Consider the following 19,478-nt stretch of genomic DNA (forward strand, 5'->3'; position numbering starts at 1 on the left):
AAGCGCCTGTACGCGCCGTTCAACCGCAACCACGAACGCATCGTGGTGATGGACGTGCGTTCGGCGGAGCTGACCAAATACGCGGCCAACGCGATGCTGGCGACCAAGATCAGCTTCATGAACGAGATCGCCAACATCGCCGAGAAGGTCGGTGCCGACGTGGAGATGGTGCGCCAGGGCATCGGTTCGGACCCGCGCATCGGCTGGCACTTCATCTATCCCGGTGCCGGCTACGGCGGCTCGTGCTTTCCCAAGGACGTGCAGGCGCTGGCGAAGACGGCGCAGCAGCACGGCTACGACGCGCAGCTGCTGGGCGCGGTCGAGTCGGTCAACGACCGTCAGAAGGAGCACCTGTTCGAGCTGATCGGTCGCCACTACGAGGGTGCGATCGCCGGCAAGACGTTCGCGGTGTGGGGCCTGGCATTCAAGCCCAACACCGACGACATGCGCGAGGCCTCGAGCCAGCGCCTGTTGCAGTTGCTGTGGGATGCCGGCGCCAGGGTGCGTGCCTACGATCCGGAGGCGACCGAGGAGGCGCAGCGGATCTTCGGTGAGCGCGATGATCTGGTGCTGTGCGACTCGGCCTTCAGCGCGCTTAACGGCGCAAACGCACTTGTCATTGTCACCGAATGGAAGCAGTTCCACAGTCCCGACGTGCAGAGACTGAGGCAGTCCCTGGCCGATCGGGTGATATTTGATGGCCGCAATCTCTTCAGTCCGAGCGAAATGGAGTCAGCTGATCTAGCGCACTACGGAATTGGCCGCGGAAGGAGCGTTACGAGGTACGCGTTCGAGGTGGCTTCTCGTGAATAGCCAATTCCTCAACAACGCCAGCCGCGAAACTCTTGTCGACAATGGTCGTTTTGACGGAGTCCAGTTTCTCCGGTTCTTAGCATCCATCCTGGTCGTAATCACGCACGTAACGTTTTACACCCACGAGAGACTGGACAGCACATTCCCTGTCTGGAGTCCTGGCGCCGTTGGTGTCGATATATTCTTCGTGATCAGCGGGTTCGTCATGACGATCTCGTCGAAAGCTCTATTCGCCCGTGCCGACGGCTGGAAGTCCTTCGCGGTGAGGCGCTTGGTCCGCATCGTGCCCATGTACTGGGTTGCTACGACGATCAAGCTGGCAACGCTTATTCTGATTCCGGCGTTCGTCCTTCATGCAGAAGTTGATCCGCTGAGGATCTTGCTTTCGTACCTCTTCATGCCGACCACGAACGTCGACGGAAGGTTTGAGCCGCTGCTCGGTGTAGGCTGGACGTTGATCTTCGAGATGTTCTTCTACGCCGCGTTCGCCATTGCCCTGTATCTGAGGCGCAGTGCTCTGCTTTTTGTCAGTGGAATTATGGTTGCATGTTCCGTCATTTCGGCGTTCCGACAGCCTTGGTGGCCAGCCGCCACAATGTACTTCAATCCGATTGTTCTCTATTTCATGGTCGGAATGTTGTTCGCGACCCTGCTTCAGGCGAAGAAGGCCGGCGCTCTGCGGGCCCTTGCGGTAGTTCTCCTTTCTGTTTCATTGTATGGATTGATCTGGCATGCAGAGAGCATTGAATTCAAGGCGAGAAGCTTCTTTGGTTTTGTTATGGTCTGTGCGGGGGTTCTGGTTGTCATCCTCTTGGAGCCTTTCCTGCAGCGTCGAATCCCAAAAGCCATTTTGTACCTCGGAGAATTATCTTACGTGCTTTATCTCTTCCATCCGCTCATTGCTCCGATCGTTCCAGAGGTGTTGACGAGGGTCGGGTGGAACAGTGGAGGTGTGTCCGTTCTGGGTGGAGTGGCAGCAGCCGTCGCAGCATCCGCCATGGTGCACAGATATGCCGATGCTCCGATCACCACTTGGTTGAAGCTCAAGCTTTCTTTGGCGGGGGATCGGCGATCCATGCCCGCTTGTCCGAAGTGCGAGAGGTCCGATGGCGCGGTTGAGTTGCAGTCCAATTGTGCCGGCGAGCCGCGGTAGGTCCGCGGGCATCTGTGAGTAAGGTTTCTTTCGGAGCGCTTCTGGTTCCCTTGGCAGTGATCGTTGCCAATGGTGCCGGCCTGGTCATTCAACTGGTGCTGCCGCACCTTCTGCCACCAGGTGAGTACTCAGAGTTCTCTCTCTACTGGGCATGGGGCCAGGTCGCGGCGATCCTGCTCTTTGAATGGCTTAGGCAATCCGTTCTGCGATTGGGAATGAATGGGCGGCCTGAGCGTCCGACTCTCTTGTGGCTCTATCGCGTCATGAGTGTTGTAACGCTGGCGCTTGTGCTAATTGCTGCACTGGCCGCCATGTGGTCGAGAGAAGCGCTTGTGATTGCAGTAGTTGGACTCTTCGCACTCTGCCAAGGATCGTTCGAAGGAAGGCAGGCATTTGCTCGCGTAGATGGGGATCATCGTGGCTTCTCCGTCGCATGGCTTTGGAGGTCAAGTGCCAGTCTATTGTTGTGCACTCTAGGTGCCCTTTTAGGCAACGGTCCACTTGTGCTTCTTGCGATCACCGTCTCGTATGTGATTCGCCTTCGCTCTCGGAGCAACTCGGTCGACAGGCTCGCTGTTGATCTCGGCGCTGCGCGGCCGGGGATGGGCGAGGTAGTTATGCTCCTGAGGTTTGGGATGTTTGCAGGGCTTGTCGCCGCAACCTCCAGCCTCTTCCCAGCGTTGGTCAAGATGTTGGCTGTCAAGCTTGCTGGGCCGATTGCTGCTGCCGGCCTCATCTACTCATTCGATCTTGCCTTGAAGATTGCGCTCATCGCCGGCATGGCCGTGAACATTGTTGTAAGTCAGCGCACATTCAATGTTGAGGAGGCCGGGTCGGAAGAGGGCAAGATCGCGCAAAGGAAGGTTCAGTTCTCTCTTCCTCTGCTGCTTATTTCTCCCTGCATGCTGGGGTTATTCTTGCTGAATCCCGCGGTGATCGCGACGTTGGTTCCGGTTGAATATCGCGAGGCGTTCGACGATTCAATAGGTCCAGCCTGCGTGGTGGCGTTCTTGATCGCATTCAGAAGCTTCGCGATCGATCCGCTTTTCATGATGGTCAGGAGACCAGCGCTGGCGCTGATAGGTCCCCTGGTTTCCTTGCTGAGTATTCCGGCACTTCTAACTCTTGGTGAGCGCTTCCTCGAAGGGGTAGATCTCGTGGTGGTCAGCCTCTGTGGAGCGGGGGCAATAGGCGCAGCTGTGTCGCTACTGGTTCTGCGTTGGATCGGGTACCTAAACATCTCCGCAAAAGACCTCATCTCGATCTGTGCGGCAACTGTCGTCATGGGGGGGGTTGTGCGCTTGATTCCGGTCAGTGACGGCCTCTGGTTTGTGGGGATGGCGATGACAATCGGAGGCTGCGCATATGGGGCGATGGTGGTTGCCTTTGATGCCTGTGGTCTTCGCGCGATGCTGGCCCTGAGGCTTGGCCGTTGAGACACTGACACTGAAGAAGAAGGATTTATCAATCCAATGAAGGTTGCAACCCAAAGCTATGATTAAGGTGCTGCACGTAACGAATGCATTCCCGTGCGACGGTACTCCGGAGTACGGCGTCTTTGTGAAAGAGCAGATTGAGTCGCTGCCGCAGGATCATGTTGACAGTCGAGTCCTATTCATAAACGGGCGAGAAAAAGGCCTTCGCGCCTACTTGCATGCGATCAGCGAAGTGCGTCGCCTCGCAAGCGACTGTGATGTGATTCATTGCCATCACTTGTACTCGGCGCTGTGCGTGGCTCTGTCAGGTGTTCTTTCTCGACCAGTACTGTTGTCGTTCCTAAACGATTGGTTGCATGAGGTGAAGGGAAAGAGGCTCCGGCCGTTTCGACGGATACTTTGCGCTTTTGGATTCTGGTTCTCGACAAGGGTCATCTTTAAGAGTCCTATCCCGTCCCATCTGCTCAACAAGGGAAAGGCTTTGAACCTGCCGAATGGCGTCGATGATGATTTCTTCTGTATCGGTGATGTCAAAGAATCAAAATTAAGGCTTGGGCTCGATCAGTCGACTAACTATCTTCTCTTCGTAAGCTCAAAGAATCAGCATCGAGCGCAAAAGCGCTATGACCTATTCAAGAAAGTCGTCACGCGGGTCGCGACACTTAGACCGGATCTCCGCGTCGCTGAGTTCGTCATGGTGGGGCAGGCCCGTGAGATGGTTCCAGTAATCTTCAACGCAATGGCAGCGCACGTTCTGACATCTGACTATGAAGGTTCGCCAAACTCGGTTAAAGAGGCTCTCGCCTGCGGCATTCCGGTGGTCGCCAGAAATGCTGGCAACGTTGCTGAAATGCTCGAAGGCGTGCCCTTCAGTCGGCTAGTTGCGGGCGACGATGTGGATGAGATCGCAAGCTCGGTGATTGGACTGCTCGAGCATAAGGTCGACAGACAAGAGATCCGACGTGCGTTCTTAGCTAAGGGGTTGACGCGCGATGCGGTTGCCGGTCGACTCATATCGCTCTACGGAGAGGTTCTACGTCGTGCGTAGCCTAAGAATTCTGGGAATCCGAGGTGTGCCCGCCGCGCACGGTGGATTCGAAACGTTTGCTGAGAAGCTCTCAGAGCACCTCGTTTCGGTTGGTTGGGATGTAACTGTCTATTGCCAACACGTTGGCAAGGGCACTACTTACGTTGACAAATGGCGCGGTGTAACCAGGGTTCACTTGTTCAGCAATCTCAGTGGTCCGCTTGGAACCGTGCTTTTCGATCTGCGGTCGGTACTTCATGCGCTCCATCAGCGCGATCTTTGCCTGACTTTGGGCTACAACACCGCCTGCTTCTCAGTACTCTTTCGGCTTTTTGGAATTCGGAACCTGATCAATATGGACGGGATCGAGTGGGCCCGTTCCAAGTGGGGGAAGGTGGCTAGGTTGTGGTTTTGGTTGAACGACTGGGCAGGATGCTGGCTAGGTCACCACTTGATCGCCGATCATCCAGAGATCATGAGGCACCTCTCCTCTCGGGTTTCCCCGAAGAAGATTACGACAATTGCCTACGGGGCTGATCTCGTATCGGCGTGCTCCGACGAGGCAGTTAGGCAACTCGGGCTTGAGCCTGGTCAGTATTTGACTCTTGTCGGCCGAGCGGAGCCGGAGAACTCCATTCTTGAAGTGGTGCAAGGGTTCTCCATGGCGCATCGGAATGTGAAGCTAGTTGTCCTTGGTGCCTACGACCGTGAGCGCCCATATCATCGAAAGGTCCTCGATGTGGCAAGCAATGAAGTCGTATTTGTCGGCGCGATCTACGATAAAGCGACGGTCCAGGCGTTGAGATTTCACTGCCTCGGATACGTCCACGGGCACCAAGTGGGTGGAACTAACCCGTCGTTAGTTGAGGCACTTGGTGCCGGTAACGCCGTGCTCGCGCATGACAATCGCTTCAATCGCTGGGTGGCGGGAGATGGTGCGCGCTATTTTGTCGACGCGGCGTCGTTCTCGCGCCTGCTAGACGAATTTCTCGCGGATCCAGTTGGGCGTGATCTCATGTGTCGCGCGGGCATGAGTCGATTCATTGATGAGTTCAGTTGGCCTCATATCCTTGAGCAGTATGAAGCGCTCCTCAGTCACTCAACCATTTTGCCGTCGGACTCAGGTTGCGAAACTGTGGCGGGTGGTACGAGGTGATCAGGCGAGGTGGGGTGTTTCGGTTAAGGATGCAATCCGTCGCCAAGCTGTATCTGTTTATCGGCCTGATGGTGGTATCGGGGTCGCTTCAACGTGTTGTTGGCGGGTACTCTATCGAGGGGCAATTTCTTGATTTCGAGGCGGTTGATAACCGCAATATGATGTGGATTGGTGCTGGGTTCTACGGAGTTACCTTGCTCCTTTTCCTGGTCAGGCTGAGGCGCTTGATTGTTCCTCCCGCGGTCCTTCTGCCTTTAGCCGTCTGCGGATTGGCTTGTCTCTCGGCGCTGTGGAGTGCTTATCCCGATATTGTGGTTAATCGGGTATCAGGGCTATTGGGTTGCACATTGTTCGCGATTCTCGCGGGAAGCACCCTGTCTGTCCGTGACATCTGCGGTGTCGTGTATTGGTTCTTCGCGTTGTTTGTGATTGTGAATATGGCGCTGGTAGTGATTGCGCCTGAGTACGTGTTTCATTCGAGCACGGAGTTTTATGCGATTCATGCTGGACTCCTAAAGGGCACGTACTTCCATAAGAACGCGATGGCGTTGATTCTCGGCGTTGCGTTGATTGTGTTCGTTACTATCGGACCGAGACTGGTCAGGCGAAGGTGGTGGGTGCTCTTGTCGCTAGCTACCCTGTTGCTTCTCGGATTGGCTGGCTCTGCGAAGTCATTTGTTTCGATTCCGTTTGCAGTTGTGTTTGCCGGCCTGATGGGAGAGCTCCGTCCTCGTGGACGATTCCTGTTGCTTCTGCTTGCTGTGGTCGGGGGATCGGTCGTCGCCGCATCGGGTGTTATAGAAGTTATCAGTGAAGTGCTATTGAATAGCCTGGGGAGGGATCCAACGCTGTCCGCTCGCACACTGATATGGTCTGCTGCAATTGACGCGGCGGCGAAGCACCATCTGGTGTTAGGTGGTGGTTACGGTGGTGCTGCGTGGGAAGGTGGAGTTGGCGCCGTGGTGACGGCGTCAATCGGAAGTAATCCAGGGCACTCGCACAGCGGCTTCATTCAGGCGTTCGTTGAGATCGGACTTCTGGGGCTGGCCCTGTTCGTCAGCTACCTAGTGGTGTTGGTGAAGAATCTGGTTACGGTACCGCTAGCAAAGAGCGAAGGGTACGCGTTCAAATTCGCGGTCGCTTATTTCATCTTCTATGTCATTAGTAACACTGTCGCCACCGCAGCGATGGAGACGAGCAGCATCTATTGGTTCCTGATTGTGCTGCTGCCTTACTGTTGGCGTGGCATGAATTTGCCGAAACAGAAGGTTCCCTCTAGGGGTGGGGCTGCATTGTTGTAACGGCTTTCGCGAGGGGTGTTTCTTTTTCGTTTTACTCACCTCGGCGCCAGCTTTCGCGCCAGTAGGGTTTCTCTAGGCCGCTTAGGGAAGCACCCAATCGTTCTAGCCATTTCTCAGGTGCCGGGGCTGCAACAAGGGCGCCGCTAGCCAGGGGCAGGATGATCATTAGCAGCGCGGCATTCATTCGAGATGGAAAAGGAATGCGTTGATTGTCAATTGAGCGCAGTGTTACTGCGAAAGACGCGCACCCCAGCAGTGCGCCGGCGATGACCTCAGACGTTGAATGGGCTCCGATGAGAACACGGGAAGCACCAACTAGACAGCCAATCAACACGCCGATGGCTACAGCTATTCGGCGATGCATCTGAAGATGAGAGGGGGTCAGGAGAAGTAGCGCAACAGGCCAAAATGTCATCGCGAGCGTGGTGTGCCCACTGAAGCACGTTAGGTTCCACTCGGGCATCCCGAGGCCCCACCCATAGAAGGCAACTTTGCTGAGTGCAACCAGCATCGAGGCCGAGGCGGTTGCGACGAGCCAAGTAGAAATAGCGCGGCCATCAGATTTCGTTTGTGCCACTGATGCAAGTAGCGCGGCAAGACAAATCGTCAATGGCCAGATCAGCGCCAGATGCCCTAAGCCCGTCAACCATGTCCAGAGCCAGTTCATCGCTAGACAGTGCGACAGTCGAGCATGAAGTTGTCAACCCAACTGGCGGCCGTCACTCAAACTCCGAAAACGGCTGCCGGATCAATGCATGCACGCGCAACCCCGGATGCATGTCGGCCAGCTTCATCGATCCGCTCAACGCCACTACGCGGTCGAAGATGTTCGTCAGTCCATGATTCGACCGCATGCCGTCCGCGCCACCAATCCCGTCGTCGCGGACGTGAATGAACAGCCACAGCGCATCGTTGCGCAGGTTGATGCGCAGGCGCACTTCGCAGCGGCTGGCGCGGGCGTGGCGCACGACGTTGGTCACCGCTTCCTGCACCACGCGGTAGGCGGCGTGGCGGTGCACCGGGGCCAGCATCGACAGCAGGCGGGCGTCGCCCTCCAGGTGGGCGTCGAACTCCAGGCCGGCTTCTTCGACGAGGCGGCGGATCTGGCCGCGCTCGATCGATGCGTACAGGCCCAGTTCGTCCAGCGCCGCCGGGCGCAGTGATTCGAGCACCGAGGCGATGTTGCGGCGCATGTTGCGGGTCAGTTCGAGCAGGTTGTCGACCACGGCGGTGCGGCCGCTCTCGATGAAGTCGCGCTGGGCCAGCTTCAGATGCGTCTGCAATGCCGTCAGGTTCTGGCCGAACTCGTCGTGCAGGTCGGCGGCCAGGCGCCGGCGTTCGCGTTCTTCTGCCTGCAGGTTGCGCAGTGCCGAGGCATGCAGCTTTGCGGTCAGGGCCGCGGCCTCGGCATTGGCCTGGCGGAGCAGGGCGACACCGCGGCGCATGTCGTCCACGGTGACGCCGAACAGCAGCGCCATGGCGCCGGTGATGGCGATGAACATCTGCAATCGGATCGGCGTGTAGACGGGCAGGCCGACGTGCTCTTCCACCGCGATCGCGATGCTGGCCACCAGCACCGAGATGGCCGCGCCGCGCCAGCCGTGGCGCATGGCGAACACGACCACGGCCACCATCAGCAGCAGCCGCAACAGTTCGCCCAGGTTGCTGCCGGGTCGGCTGAGGCTGAGCACCAGGTACAGCGCCATGGTCGGCAGCAGGTAGCGGATGGCGCTCTTGAGGATGGGCTTTGACGGCGAGTAGTGCACCGGCGCGGAGATCCACGCGCCCAGTGGCGCGATCAGGATGCAGCCGATGAAGTTGCCCAGGAAGTTCTTGAGCATGAAGGCCGCCAGCAACGCCCACACGCTGGGCCCGACCAGCGGTGCCATGTCGACGATGCGGTCCAGGCGCACATCGCCGACTTGGCCGTCCACCAGCACGTAGGCGAGGTCCTTGCTCACCACCGCCAGTGCGGAAACGGCGGTGGCCAGGTGGATCCGGGCCATGGAATCCAGGCTCATCGGGTCCTTGGGGAACACCCGCCAGTGCTGCAGCAGGAGGACGCCGGTGGCGATCAGGAACGGCTCCAGTAGATTGCCGAGGACGAACTGCAGCGGGCCGGGCCAGTACTGCAGGAAGGCGCCGGGGGCGCCGGAGGTGGCGCTGACGAATGCGCCGTTGATCATGCGCGCCAGGATCGCGCCTGCGAACAGCCAGGGCCACCAGCGTCGGGGCATGCACCACAGAGCGGTGAACAGGACGCCGCTGGCGACCATCCAGTGGAAGAAGCCGAACAACCCCAGCGGCACGTAGATCGCCGCCGTTGCGACCATCACGATCACGCCCAGGCCGATCTCGCGCATTGCGCCGCTCAGGCGGGGCGAAGCGGGCGACGATCGGGGGGGCGTGCGTGGCGGGTTGGACGTGAGCAGTTTCTGATCCATCGGCAGGCAGGGTACCCGGGGTCTCCATACGCTGGGATGGAGACTTTTTCTAACCCGCCCGAGGCAAGGGCTGTCAGACTAGTGTCATGGTCAGGGTATTGCTAGTCGACGATCACGCGATCGTCCGAGAGGGCTTCAAACGCCTCTTTGAAAACACGGAAGGGTATGAAGTCCTGGCGGAGGCGTCGACGGTCGCCGATGCAGTTGCGGCTGCGCGTGCCCATTCCCCGGACATCGCCGTTCTCGATCTGAGCCTGAGCGCTGGCAACAGTGGCCTGACCCTGCTTGGGCAACTGGCCGCCGTCGTGCCGAACGTGCGACGGGTGGTGCTGAGCATGCATGACGATCCCGGGCTGGTGCTGCGGGCGCTGGACCTGGGCGCCCATGGCTATGTGACCAAGGCTGCCGCCGTGGATGAGCTGGTCGGGGTGCTCGACCGGGTCATGCAGGGGGAAGTGGTGCTCAGCAGCGACCTCAATGCCACGGTTCACCGGCCGGTCGCCTCGCGGCTGACGCCGCGTGAAGTGGAGACGCTGCGCGGGTTGCTGTCGGACCTGCCGCCCAAGGCGATTGCCAGCGAGCTGGGCATCAGTGTGAAGACGCTGTACCGCCACCGCGCCAACCTGATGGAAAAGCTTGGTGCGCGCACCGTTGGCGAGCTGGCGCGGATCGCGCGCGAGCGCGGGTTGCTGGCGATGTGGGGGCACTAGAGCTTTTGCTTGGCTCCCTCTCCCGCTTGCGGGAGAGGGCTGGGGTGAGGGCAAAGCGCAGCAGCGCAAGAGCGCCCTCATCCGCCCTTCGGGCACCTTCTCCCGCTAGCGGGAGAAGGGATCTGCCGACTCTTCCGGTGGCGGGAGAAGGGAGCGACGGTGCTACTCCAGTTGCGACGCGGCAAACGCCGCATCCAGTGCTTCCATCGCATCGACCGGCTTGAGCTTGGCGGCCTTCTCATAGGCGGCCGCTGCGGCGTCTTCCTGCTTGTCGCCGTGCAGCAGCATCAGCACGTTGCCGTGCTCGATATGGGCGATGGGTGAATCGGGTGTCAGCTTCAGCGCGGTCTTGATGTGTTTCTCGGCCTCGGCGGACTTGGCGCCATAGGTCAGGCCGCCAATCATGCTGCCGACCTTGCCGATGATCTCGGCGTGGTACAGCGCCATCGCCGTATGCGCCTCGGCGTGCTTGGGTGACAGTTCCAGGGTCTTGTCGAGGGCGCCGCGGACCTTGCCGGCGATGCCGGCCTTGAGCGCCTTGGCGATGCTCAGCCCCTGGCTGTAGCGACCCAGTGCGAAGGCGTGGCGATAGTGGCTGTTGGCTTCGTCGGGCAGGGTCTTCACTGCGCCTTCGGCGATCTTTGCCGCCTGCTCGAAGCGCTTGAGTTTCTCGGCGTCGTCATCGACCAGGTACGTGGCATGGATGCCGATGGCCTTCACCGCGACCGACGCGCCCACCGGGCCGAGTGCTTCGCCCGCGTCGAAGGCGGCCTTGAAGTCTCCATGGTGGAATTTCCGCCAGGCATCCTGCAGCGCGTCGGCCAGTGCATCGGCGTCGAGTCCCTTCGGCGCGGCCTTGCCGGCGGCGGCGATCAGCGCGGCGGCGCGCTTGCTGTCCGGGTAGGGCTCGGTGTCGCCGGCGTGCAGCTTCGGCCAGGCCTTCTTGAGCGCGTCACCGGCGTAGGTGAAGCCCTTGGCGTCGTGCGGAAACGCTGCCCAGCTGGATTTGGCGGCCATCTGCGGTCCTTGTCGGCGGGTCGGGAAGGGGAGCATCTCGCCTGGGGCTGGAATCTGGCAAGCCCCCACGCCCCTAGTGTGTTTGCTCGATCAGTCGCCACGACAGTGAGCGCGAAAGCCGGACGCCCCGTCCGGATGTGGAGTTACCCGATGGCAGCTGCGAAGCGCAAATCCAATGCAGCGAGCAAGACCACGCTGCGTCACGTCTGGCTGGCCGGTCTGGGCCTGGTGGCGGTCTCCCGACGCGAAGCGCTGGCGGCGCCTGCGCGGGCGTCGGCGCAGTTCGATGCGCTGCAGCGTCGCGTGCAGGCGCTTGCAAGTAGCGCCGGAGCGCGCGTGCGCCAGGTCGAGCCGTGTGTGGTGCAGTTCAGCAGTGAGGTCGAGGCGCGATTGGCGCCGGTGCTCGACAAGCTGGGGTTGAAGCAGAAGGCGAAGCGCGCTGTCCGCCAGGGCGCCCGAAAATCGCCGGGGCGTGGTGGCGTGCGCAAGTCGGTGAAGCGGGCGGCACGGGCGGCCTGAAAGTCGCTGGGTCCCCGCCTTCGCGGGGATGACGGCATGAAGTCAATGTCGTCCCGAGCGCAGCGAGGGACCTGTTGTTTCGCCGTGGAAAACAGATCCCTCGCTGCGCTCGGGATGACAGGCTCTATATCGCGGGTCTCCGCCTTCGTGGGGATGACGGATTTCAGTCCAGGTAGGCCCGCGTCAGCGTGTTGAGGTGCACCCGCTCGGCGTCGCGCAGGAACGGCGCCAGCAGCATCATCACCTGCACGATGCCGTCGCGGATCGCCGCGTGTTCGTCCTTGTCGCCACGTGCGGCGGCGTAGTTCAGCCAGAACGTGGCGATCACCAGCACGTTGGTCGCGGTGGCGGCCACTTCGTCCTTCGAGGCTCGCATGATCCCGGCCTGCACCAGGCCGCGCATGACCGTGTGCGCCTGCTCGTCGGCACGGCGCAGGATGCGGGCGAAGCGCAGGCGCAGGCGGCGGTTGCGGCTGAGGATCTCGACCAGGTCGCGGTGCAGGAAGCGGTAGTCCCAGATGCACTCGAACACCAGGTGCAGCTGCAACCAGATGTCCTCCAGCCCGGGCAGCCGTCCTTCCGGCGCGGCCAGCGCGGCGTCCATGCGCTCCTCGAAGCGCGCGAACAACTGCTCGATGATGTCGTCCTTGTTGCGGAAGTGGTAGTACAGATTGCCCGGGCTGATCTCCAGCTCGTCGGCGATATGGTTGGTGGTGACATTGGGCTCGCCCAGCGCGTTGAACATGGTCAACGCGCTCTCGAGGATGCGCTGGCGGGTCTGTTTCGCCATCAGTCGACTCGGGGAGCTGGCGCGGAAGCGAAGGGCGCGCGACGGGACGCGCGTGAGTGCCGGGTGAAGATCAGGACCGCAGCCTCTTCACCAGGTCGATGTATTTCTTCTTGGCGTCATCGCCCGAGGTGCCCTTGAGCTTGGCCCAGGCTTCGTACTTGGCGGTGCCGACAAAGTCGAAGAAGCCCGGCTTGGCGCCGCTGACGTCGCCTTCCGAACCCTGCTTGTAGAGCGCGTACAGGCGCAGCAGCGTCTCGTTGTCGGGACGCTCGGACAGCGACTGGACATCCTTGGCGGCTTGCTCGAAGTCGGTCTGCAGATCGGACATGGGTCGCCCCCCGGCGGCCAAGATGGTGCCGGCATTACCTCACGCACTGCAGGGGTGGTCAATACGCCCGGGAATTGTCGCGCGCGACCGGCTCTGGCAACGTAGGCCCATTACGCCGCCGTGGCGGCATGCTCAAGGTCAGGGAGAGGGACATGAGTTATTTCGTCACCGGCGCGACGGGCTTCATCGGACGCTTCCTCGTCAGCAAGCTGCTCAAGCGCAAGGGCACCGTGTACGTGCTGGTGCGCAAGGACTCGCACAAGAAGCTCGAAGCCATCGCCAAGAAGATGGGCTGGGACAGCAAGCGCGTGGTCCTAGTCGACGGCGACATGACCCAGCCCAAGTGCGGCGTCAGCGCCGCGCAGTTGCGCACGTTGAGCGGCAAGGTCAAGCACTTCTTCCATCTGGCCGCGATCTACGACCTCACCGCCAACGCCGAATCGCAACGCGCGGCCAACATCGACGGCACGCAGAATGCGCTCGACCTGTCGGTCGCGCTCAAGACCGAGGTGTTCCACCACACCAGTTCGATCGCGGCGGCGGGCCTGTACCAGGGTGTGTTCCGCGAGGACATGTTCGACGAGGCCGAGGGGCTGGATGATCCCTACCTGCGCACCAAGCACGAGTCGGAAGGACTGGTGCGCAGGGAAACCCGGATCAAGTGGCGCATCTACCGCCCGGGCATGGTCGTGGGCCACTCGCAGACCGGCGAGATGGACAAGATCGACGGGCCTTACTACTTCTTCACCTTCCTCAAGAAGCTGCGCGAGATGCTGCCGCCATGGATGCCGATGCTCGGCCTGGAAGGCGGTCGCATCAACGTCGTGCCGGTGGATTTCGTCGTCGATGCGATGGACCACATCGCCCACAAGCCGCGCCTGGACGGCCACTGCTTCCACCTGACCGATCCGGAGCCGATGCGCGTGGGCGAGGTACTCAACACCTTCGCCCGCGCCGGCCATTCGCCGGAGATGACCATGCGCATCGACGCGCGCATGTTCGCCTTCATCCCCGGCAGTGTGCGCGGCATGGTCGGCAACCTGCCGCCGGTACGGCGCTTCGTCGGCATGCTGCTGCGCGACTTCAAGATTCCGAAGGCGACGCTGAAGTTCCTGACCTATCCGACCCGCTTCGACAACCGCGAGGCCGAGCGTGCGCTCAAGGGCAGCGGCATCCAGGTGCCCCCGCTGGAAGGTTATGCGTGGCGCCTGTGGGACTACTGGGAGCGCCACCTCGATCCGGACCTGTTCGTCGACCGCACGCTCAAGGGCAAGGTGCGAAACAAGGTCGTGGTGATCACCGGTGGTTCGTCAGGCATCGGCCTGGCGACCGCGCAGCGCGTGGCCGAGGCCGGCGCGATCACGGTGATCGTGGCGCGCGGCGAGGACGAACTGTTCAAGGCGCGCGACGCCATGCGGGCTGCGGGCGGCAAGGTCTTCGCCTACACCGCGGACCTGGCCGACATGGACGATTGCGACCGGCTGGTGAAGACCGTGCTCGAGGAGCACGGCAAGGTCGATGTGCTGGTCAACAACGCCGGGCGCTCGATCCGGCGCTCGATCGAGCTCAGCTACGACCGCTTCCATGACTTCGAGCGGACCATGCAGCTGAACTACTTCGGCAGCCTGCGCCTGATCATGGGCGTCATGCCGGGGATGGTCCAGCGCCGCAAGGGCCACATCATCAACATCAGTTCGATCGGCGTGCTGGCCAATTCACCGCGGTTCTCGGCCTATGTCGCCTCCAAGGCGGCGCTGGATGCGTGGAGCCGTTGCGCCCAGGGCGAGTTGTCGGGCAAGGGCATCAGCTTCACCACGATCAACATGCCGCTGGTGAAGACGCCGATGATCGCCCCGACCAAGATGTACGACTCGGTGCCGACGCTGACGCCGGAAGAGGCGGCTGATCTGGTGGTGAAGGGGATCATCGAACGCCCGAGCCGGATCGCGACGCGCCTGGGTATCACGGCCTCGGTGCTCAATGCGCTGGCGCCGAAGGCCTACGAGGTGATCATGAGCACCGCGTTCGAGCTGTTCCCGGATTCGGCGGCGGCACGCGGCGACAAGCAGGCGCTACGGGGTGAGGTCAAGCCGAGCAATGAGCAGATCGCGTTTGCGTCGTTGATGCGGGGGGTGCATTGGTAGCTGGTTGCGCTCGCCGCAACCTGCTTGCCCTCACCCCAACCCCTCTCCCGCAAGCGGGAGAGGGGCTTTGATTCCCTTTTGCCCTCACCCCAACCCCTCTCCCGCAAGCGGGAGAGGGGCTCCAAATCCCTTCTCCCGCCTGCGGGAGAAGGTGCCCGAAGGGCGGATGAGGGCAGCAGCCCTCAGTAACTACGACACTGCAAAAACCGCACCGTCCTCTCGCTCCCCGCCGGCGGCTGCAACTGCAGTCGCGAAGCGCGCAGCGAGTCATAGCGATTGAGCACCGCGCAGACCTCCTGCACATGCGCCTGCTCGACATCCTCGATCTGCTGGATGACCAGCGTCGACGAGGTCGACCACAGCACGCGCTCGACCCACGGCAGAGCGGAGATGGCATGGATGACTTCGCCGCGTTCGAACTGCTCGCGGTTGGGATCGGCCGGCGCGGCGGCGGTCAAGGCCGGGTCCACTGCAGGGGCGGAGGGGGCAGGCGTCGTGGTGGCGGGGCGCTGCACGGGCACGGGCGCGACGACCGCTTCGGATTCGGGCTTGTCCTTGGTCATGGCAGGGACGAAGCCGGCGAGCAGGCCGAGCAACACCGCGCCGCCCCAGGCCATGGCGATCTCGCGGACGCTGCGCTTGCGCGCGTTGGCGGTCAGGTCCTCGCGCAGGGACGACGGCAGCATCTGGCTGACCAGTGCCCACAGGGCCGGGCCGTCGTACAGATCAAGGTCGCCGGCCAGCTTGCGTGCGCCGGCATCGATGCTCGCGGGTGTGGCGAGGATGCCGCCCGCGGCGCCGGTCAGGCGCACGGCCTCGGCCAGTTCGCGCACGCTTGCCGCGGCAAGGCGCGAGCGGGCGCCGGCCTGCTTGCAGGCCAGCAGCCAGGTACGGCCTTCGCGGGTCAGTCGGATCTCGGCCTGGGGGCCGCTTTCCAGGGTCTTCTCGACCGATTCGGCGACGAAGCCACGGGCGTGCAGGGCCTCGATCACCAGGCGTGAGAACTCGCGCCAGCGCATCGCGGCCAGGGCATCGATGCCGGCATTGGTTTCGGCCTGGCGCTGCCGGACCAGCCATAGGTATGCCGTCGCCAGGGCGCCGGAAAGGACAACGACGACGGTCGCAATCAACGGGGAAAAGCCGGCCACCATGCGCAACTCTGTTGGGTCAGGGCCCGCGAATATACGCCAGCTTCACGCCAACTCGTGTGGCGGTGATCACGCCGGCAAGGGGGGAGGCAAGAGAAAGCCCGCCAGTCCGAAACCGTAAGGGGAGGGGAGCATACGGAAGCGCGGACTGGCGGGCTTAGGTTGTCCGCGCGGCGGTCGGCCGCGCGGTAATGCAATGAAGCCTGGTTTCAGAGAAGCTTGATTTCAGGAGGCGGCGACCTTGCGCGGCTTGCGCTTGGCCGGTGCCTTGGCGGCCTTCTTCGCGGCCGGTGCCTTGCGTGCCGCGGCCGGCTTGCCGCCCTGGCGGCGCAGCTCGGCGGTCAGCGCGTCGACCTTGCGGCTGAGCTCGGTGAGGTCGTCGCGGCCCGGTACTCCGAGCTTGATCAGGGCGCGGTTGACGCGCTCCTCGAACACTTTCTCGAGCCGGTCCCAGGTGTCGGCGGCACGGTCGCGGGCTTGGCCGACCCTGGATTCGACGACGTCGCGCACCGCATCGGCCTGGCCGCCGGCGAACTTGCGCGCGGTCTGCTCCAGGGTCATGCCTTCCTTGATCAGCGCGTCGAACAACTTGGTGCCTTCGGCCTGTGCGCGCGAGAACGCACCCACGCCGGCCAGCCAGATCTGCTGCGCCGATTCGCTCAGGCTGCGCGAGAGCTGCTCGGCTTCCTTCTGCGCATCGGCCTTGCTGGTCTTGCCGCGACCGGTGCTGGCCTTCTTGGCCGCCTTCTTGAACTTCGCCATGCGGGTTCCCTCGGTGGGAGTGGCTGATGTGCCCCCACCATCGCCCCGCGCTCTAGAGCTTTCACACCAGCGCCGGCAACGGCCAGCGCCGGCGGCGGAAACGACGTCAGCGCCGGCGGCGCGCGGCGACCAGGCGGCCGACATCGTCCAGGGCGCGATCGAGCCGGGCGGTGGTTTCGGTGTGCCTTGTCGGTACGTCCAGGCCGTCCAGGATCGAGCGCTCGCTGTCGGCGATCAGGTCGGTGCGCAGGCTTATGCCGTGCGCGGCCAGCTGCGGTCCGAGGGTGTCGGCGCGGCGGTGCAGGTCGGCCAGGGTGTTGCGATAGGCGATCTCGCAGATGCGCCGGCGTGCCGAGAAACTGAAGGCGTTGGTGAAGAACAGCTCACCGTCCTGCGCATTGGGTTCGAAGATGAGCTGGTCGATGTCCGGATATTGCTGGGCGTAGCGGGACAGGCCGACCTGCATGCGCGACTGCAGCAGCGTGCGGAAGGTTTGCGACAGCACGGCCGGCAATCCGCCGGCAGCCAGGCTGCGCTCGCGGCTGACGGCGACACCGGCATCGCCCTTGTTGAAGGGCACCAGCGGATTGATGCCGATGAGCAGGTCGATGCCGCGCTCGAGCAGGACGGAGGCGTTCATGGTCCGGCGCAGCGCGCCATCGACGAAGTGGCGACCGCGGACCTCGACCGGGGGGTACAGGCCGGGCAGGGCGGCACTGGCCTGGACCGCGGTGGAGATCGGCACGTCGTTCCAGCCTTCGCCGCCGAAGCGCACGACTTCGCCGCTGTCGAGGTCGACCGAAATCACGTAGAGGGTGGCGTCGAGGTCGCGGAAGTCGTTGCTGCGTCCGCGCCGGGTGAAGACATCGCGCAGGAATTCCTCGACCCGGGCATTGTCGAACAGCCCGGTCGGCACCAGCCCGCCGAAGCGCATCAGCAGGTCCGACCAGCGCGCTTCCTTGCCCGAGAACAGCATGTCCTGGCCCCACTGCGCGGCCAGGCGCGGCAGGCCGGCGGCGCGGCGCAGGTACTCGAAGATCGCCGGGCGCAGGAAAGTCTCCGGGCGGAACTGCACGTCGTCGCTGTCGCCGGTGATGAAGATCCGGCACATCTGCGCGGTGTCCATGCGGTTGGCCAGACCGGCCGCGAGGAATGCGCCGCTGCTGACCCCGACATAGCTGTCCAGACGGGTCAGGTCGAGGCCGTCGAGCGCTTCGTCGAGCGCGCGCAGCGCGCCCAGTTCGTACATGCCGCCGATCGGGCCGCCGCCGGCGACCGCCAGCCCTATCCGGCTGGGGCTGCCATCGGTATGGTTGCGCGGCCGGTGCCGGGCGGAGTGGACTGACAGCATGGAGGCACGCGTCGCGGGAATGACCCGAGTGTAGCCGGCTTCGGCGTTCCCCTGCCGTCCCCTGGGTAGGAGCGAGCTTGCTCGCGACCCGGTGGGCCAAAGGTGTAGGAGCGAGCTTGCTCGCGATCCGGGCGCACATTTCGCGAGCAAGCTCGCTCCTACGGTCCGAGGCGCCGGGTATCATCGCCCCCGATGTCCCCGCACACGCCCCAAGGCAGCCATCGTCGTCGCCCGCTGGCACAACGGCTGCAGTGGCTGCTGCGCGAGCACCACGCGTTGCACGACCCGGCACAGGAGCCCCGCAACCGCCTGCGCTGGCTGCCGGAAGTCCGGCGCTGGCAGGCGCAACGGCTGGAGGCCAGCTTCGATCGCTTCCTCAGCGATCCCAGGCGCCGACCGGCCGCCCAGTTCTTCCTGAGCGACGTCTACAACGACCACGATTTCAGCCGCCGCGATGCCGACATCGCCAAGGTCCTGCCGATGATGCAGCGCCTGCTGCCGACCGGTCTGCTGGAGACGGTGGCCGATGCGATCGAACTGGGGCTGCTCACCCATGCCTTCGACCTGCGCATGGCCGGGGTCCTGCAGGAGATCGGCGGACAGCGGCGCAAGCTCGATGCCGAACTCTACGCACAGGCTTACCGGGAATCAGGCTTGCCGCGACTGCGCTCGCACCAGATCGACCTGATCGCCCGTGTCGGCCTGGGCCTGGGCAATGCATTGCGACTGCCGGGTATTTCGATGCTGCTCAGGCTTTCGCACGGCCCGGCGAAGGCGGCCGGCGTGTCGGAGCTGCAGGGATTCCTGGAGCGCGGCTTTGAGGCTTTCTCGAAGCTGGGCGATGTGCGCAGCTTCATCGCCGAGATCGAGGAGGACGAGCGCGCGGTGTCCAGGCGCCTGTTCGAAGGCGAGCCGGACCCGTTCCGCGGCCAGATCGCCTGACCGCACTTGCACTTGTAGGAGCGAGCTTGCTCGCGAAAGGGGCGCCCGGTTCGCGAGCAAGCTCGCTCCTACACCGCAGGCCTCACCGGTTCGCGAGCAAGCTCGCTCCTGCATCTCAGGGCTCACCGGTCGCGAGCAAGCTCGCTCCTACGCACCGGGCTTCAGGCGAAGCGCTCGTCGAGCACGCGCTTGATCTCGGCCTCGATCGGGCCCTTCATCGTGCTCAGCAGGAAGCCCAGCTTCGCCGTCACGTGCAGTTGCTCCGGCTCCAGCGCGATGTGGCCGTCGACGCCGCTGCGGTTGAAGTTGAGGACGTCGCCGGCCCAGGCGTAATCCATGCCGAAACGCTCAGACAGTTTCTCGGCCACTTCCTGCACGGCCTGGCGGGCCTGGTCGGGCGAGAGCGAATGGGCGTGGTGGATATCGATGTGCGACAT

At 62.8% G+C, this 19,478-nt stretch carries 19 protein-coding genes; 10 read left to right on the plus strand and 9 right to left on the minus strand.

The genetic code is table 11. The features are described 5' to 3' along the window. The 6 genes from AC3A3X_RS05350 to AC3A3X_RS05375 form a co-directional block, all read left to right on the plus strand. Window positions 1-813, plus strand: an 813-nt coding sequence (locus tag AC3A3X_RS05350) for a UDP-glucose dehydrogenase family protein (RefSeq protein WP_487582008.1), incomplete at its 5' end; no start/stop codon positions are given. Continuing rightward, on the plus strand, window positions 806-1,966 hold the full coding sequence (locus AC3A3X_RS05355; protein ID WP_487582009.1) for an acyltransferase family protein: 1,161 nt from the start codon (window positions 806-808) through the stop codon (window positions 1,964-1,966). The genes AC3A3X_RS05350 and AC3A3X_RS05355, both read left to right, overlap by 8 nt. 50 nt (window positions 1,967-2,016) lie before the next feature. Next, window positions 2,017-3,402: a polysaccharide biosynthesis protein gene (locus AC3A3X_RS05360; RefSeq protein WP_487582010.1), complete on the plus strand. Its 1,386-nt coding sequence runs from the start codon at window positions 2,017-2,019 to the stop codon at window positions 3,400-3,402. A gap of 58 nt (window positions 3,403-3,460) precedes the next feature. Next, a complete protein-coding gene (locus AC3A3X_RS05365) occupies window positions 3,461-4,450 on the plus strand; it encodes a glycosyltransferase family 4 protein (RefSeq protein ID WP_487582011.1) in 990 nt (329 codons plus the stop codon). Beyond that, window positions 4,395-5,585, plus strand: a complete 1,191-nt coding sequence (locus AC3A3X_RS05370; RefSeq protein ID WP_487582012.1) for a DUF1972 domain-containing protein — start codon at window positions 4,395-4,397, stop codon at window positions 5,583-5,585. The genes AC3A3X_RS05365 and AC3A3X_RS05370 overlap by 56 nt, the downstream gene beginning before the upstream one ends. A 29-nt stretch (window positions 5,586-5,614) precedes the next feature. Continuing rightward, a complete protein-coding gene (locus AC3A3X_RS05375; protein WP_487582013.1) occupies window positions 5,615-6,886 on the plus strand; it encodes an O-antigen ligase family protein in 1,272 nt (423 codons plus the stop codon). A gap of 31 nt (window positions 6,887-6,917) precedes the next feature. Here AC3A3X_RS05375 and AC3A3X_RS05380 read toward each other — a convergent pair whose 3' ends face one another. Together AC3A3X_RS05380 and AC3A3X_RS05385 are read right to left on the minus strand one after the other, a co-directional pair. Then, a complete protein-coding gene (locus tag AC3A3X_RS05380) occupies window positions 6,918-7,553 on the minus strand; it encodes a phosphatase PAP2 family protein (protein ID WP_487582014.1) in 636 nt (211 codons plus the stop codon). 52 nt (window positions 7,554-7,605) lie between these two features. Then, window positions 7,606-9,249 carry a histidine kinase gene (locus AC3A3X_RS05385; protein ID WP_487582015.1) on the minus strand — a complete coding sequence of 548 codons (1,644 nt, stop codon included), beginning with the start codon at window positions 9,247-9,249 and terminating at the stop codon, window positions 7,606-7,608. Between the two features lie 167 nt (window positions 9,250-9,416). On the opposite strand from AC3A3X_RS05385, the gene AC3A3X_RS05390 reads away from it, so the two are divergent. Beyond that, a complete protein-coding gene (locus tag AC3A3X_RS05390; RefSeq protein ID WP_487582016.1) occupies window positions 9,417-10,040 on the plus strand; it encodes a response regulator in 624 nt (207 codons plus the stop codon). Between the two features lie 162 nt (window positions 10,041-10,202). Here the strand turns inward: AC3A3X_RS05390 and AC3A3X_RS05395 are convergent, their stop codons facing one another. Continuing rightward, window positions 10,203-11,057: a hypothetical protein gene (locus AC3A3X_RS05395; RefSeq protein ID WP_487582017.1), complete on the minus strand. Its 855-nt coding sequence runs from the start codon at window positions 11,055-11,057 to the stop codon at window positions 10,203-10,205. Window positions 11,058-11,207: 150 nt separating this feature from the next. Between AC3A3X_RS05395 and AC3A3X_RS05400 the strand changes: the two genes are divergently transcribed. Further along, window positions 11,208-11,576: a hypothetical protein gene (locus AC3A3X_RS05400; protein WP_487582018.1), complete on the plus strand. Its 369-nt coding sequence runs from the start codon at window positions 11,208-11,210 to the stop codon at window positions 11,574-11,576. 163 nt (window positions 11,577-11,739) lie between these two features. Here AC3A3X_RS05400 and AC3A3X_RS05405 read toward each other — a convergent pair whose 3' ends face one another. Both AC3A3X_RS05405 and AC3A3X_RS05410 read right to left on the minus strand, forming a co-directional pair. After that, window positions 11,740-12,366: a TetR/AcrR family transcriptional regulator gene (locus tag AC3A3X_RS05405; protein WP_200605398.1), complete on the minus strand. Its 627-nt coding sequence runs from the start codon at window positions 12,364-12,366 to the stop codon at window positions 11,740-11,742. Window positions 12,367-12,436: 70 nt separating this feature from the next. Next, window positions 12,437-12,694, minus strand: a complete 258-nt coding sequence (locus AC3A3X_RS05410; RefSeq protein ID WP_487582019.1) for an acyl-CoA-binding protein — start codon at window positions 12,692-12,694, stop codon at window positions 12,437-12,439. Window positions 12,695-12,846: 152 nt separating this feature from the next. Here AC3A3X_RS05410 and AC3A3X_RS05415 point away from each other — a divergent pair, with 152 nt between their 5' ends. Beyond that, entirely contained in the window at window positions 12,847-14,838 is a 1,992-nt protein-coding gene (locus AC3A3X_RS05415; RefSeq protein ID WP_487582020.1) for an SDR family oxidoreductase, read from the plus strand. Between the two features lie 182 nt (window positions 14,839-15,020). On the opposite strand, the gene AC3A3X_RS05420 is transcribed toward AC3A3X_RS05415, so the two are convergent. The 3 genes from AC3A3X_RS05420 to AC3A3X_RS05430 all read right to left on the minus strand — a co-directional run bounded on the left by AC3A3X_RS05420 (window position 15,021) and on the right by AC3A3X_RS05430 (window position 18,099). Next, window positions 15,021-15,986 carry a restriction endonuclease gene (locus tag AC3A3X_RS05420; protein WP_487582021.1) on the minus strand — a complete coding sequence of 322 codons (966 nt, stop codon included), beginning with the start codon at window positions 15,984-15,986 and terminating at the stop codon, window positions 15,021-15,023. A 225-nt stretch (window positions 15,987-16,211) separates the two neighbouring features. Beyond that, entirely contained in the window at window positions 16,212-16,748 is a 537-nt protein-coding gene (locus tag AC3A3X_RS05425) for a phasin family protein (RefSeq protein WP_487582022.1), read from the minus strand. 106 nt (window positions 16,749-16,854) lie between these two features. Further along, on the minus strand, window positions 16,855-18,099 hold the full coding sequence (locus AC3A3X_RS05430; RefSeq protein ID WP_487582023.1) for a patatin-like phospholipase family protein: 1,245 nt from the start codon (window positions 18,097-18,099) through the stop codon (window positions 16,855-16,857). A 192-nt stretch (window positions 18,100-18,291) separates the two neighbouring features. Here AC3A3X_RS05430 and AC3A3X_RS05435 point away from each other — a divergent pair, with 192 nt between their 5' ends. Continuing rightward, the gene (locus tag AC3A3X_RS05435; protein ID WP_487582024.1) at window positions 18,292-19,041 is read left to right on the plus strand and encodes a DUF8198 family protein; all 750 of its coding nucleotides are present in this window, start codon (window positions 18,292-18,294) and stop codon (window positions 19,039-19,041) included. A 161-nt stretch (window positions 19,042-19,202) separates the two neighbouring features. Here the strand turns inward: AC3A3X_RS05435 and AC3A3X_RS05440 are convergent, their stop codons facing one another. Further along, window positions 19,203-19,478, minus strand: coding sequence for a polyhydroxyalkanoic acid system family protein (locus AC3A3X_RS05440; RefSeq protein ID WP_487582025.1), 276 nt, complete (start codon window positions 19,476-19,478; stop codon window positions 19,203-19,205).

It is taken from the genome of Lysobacter sp. Soil_N_23 (genome assembly GCF_057656135.1).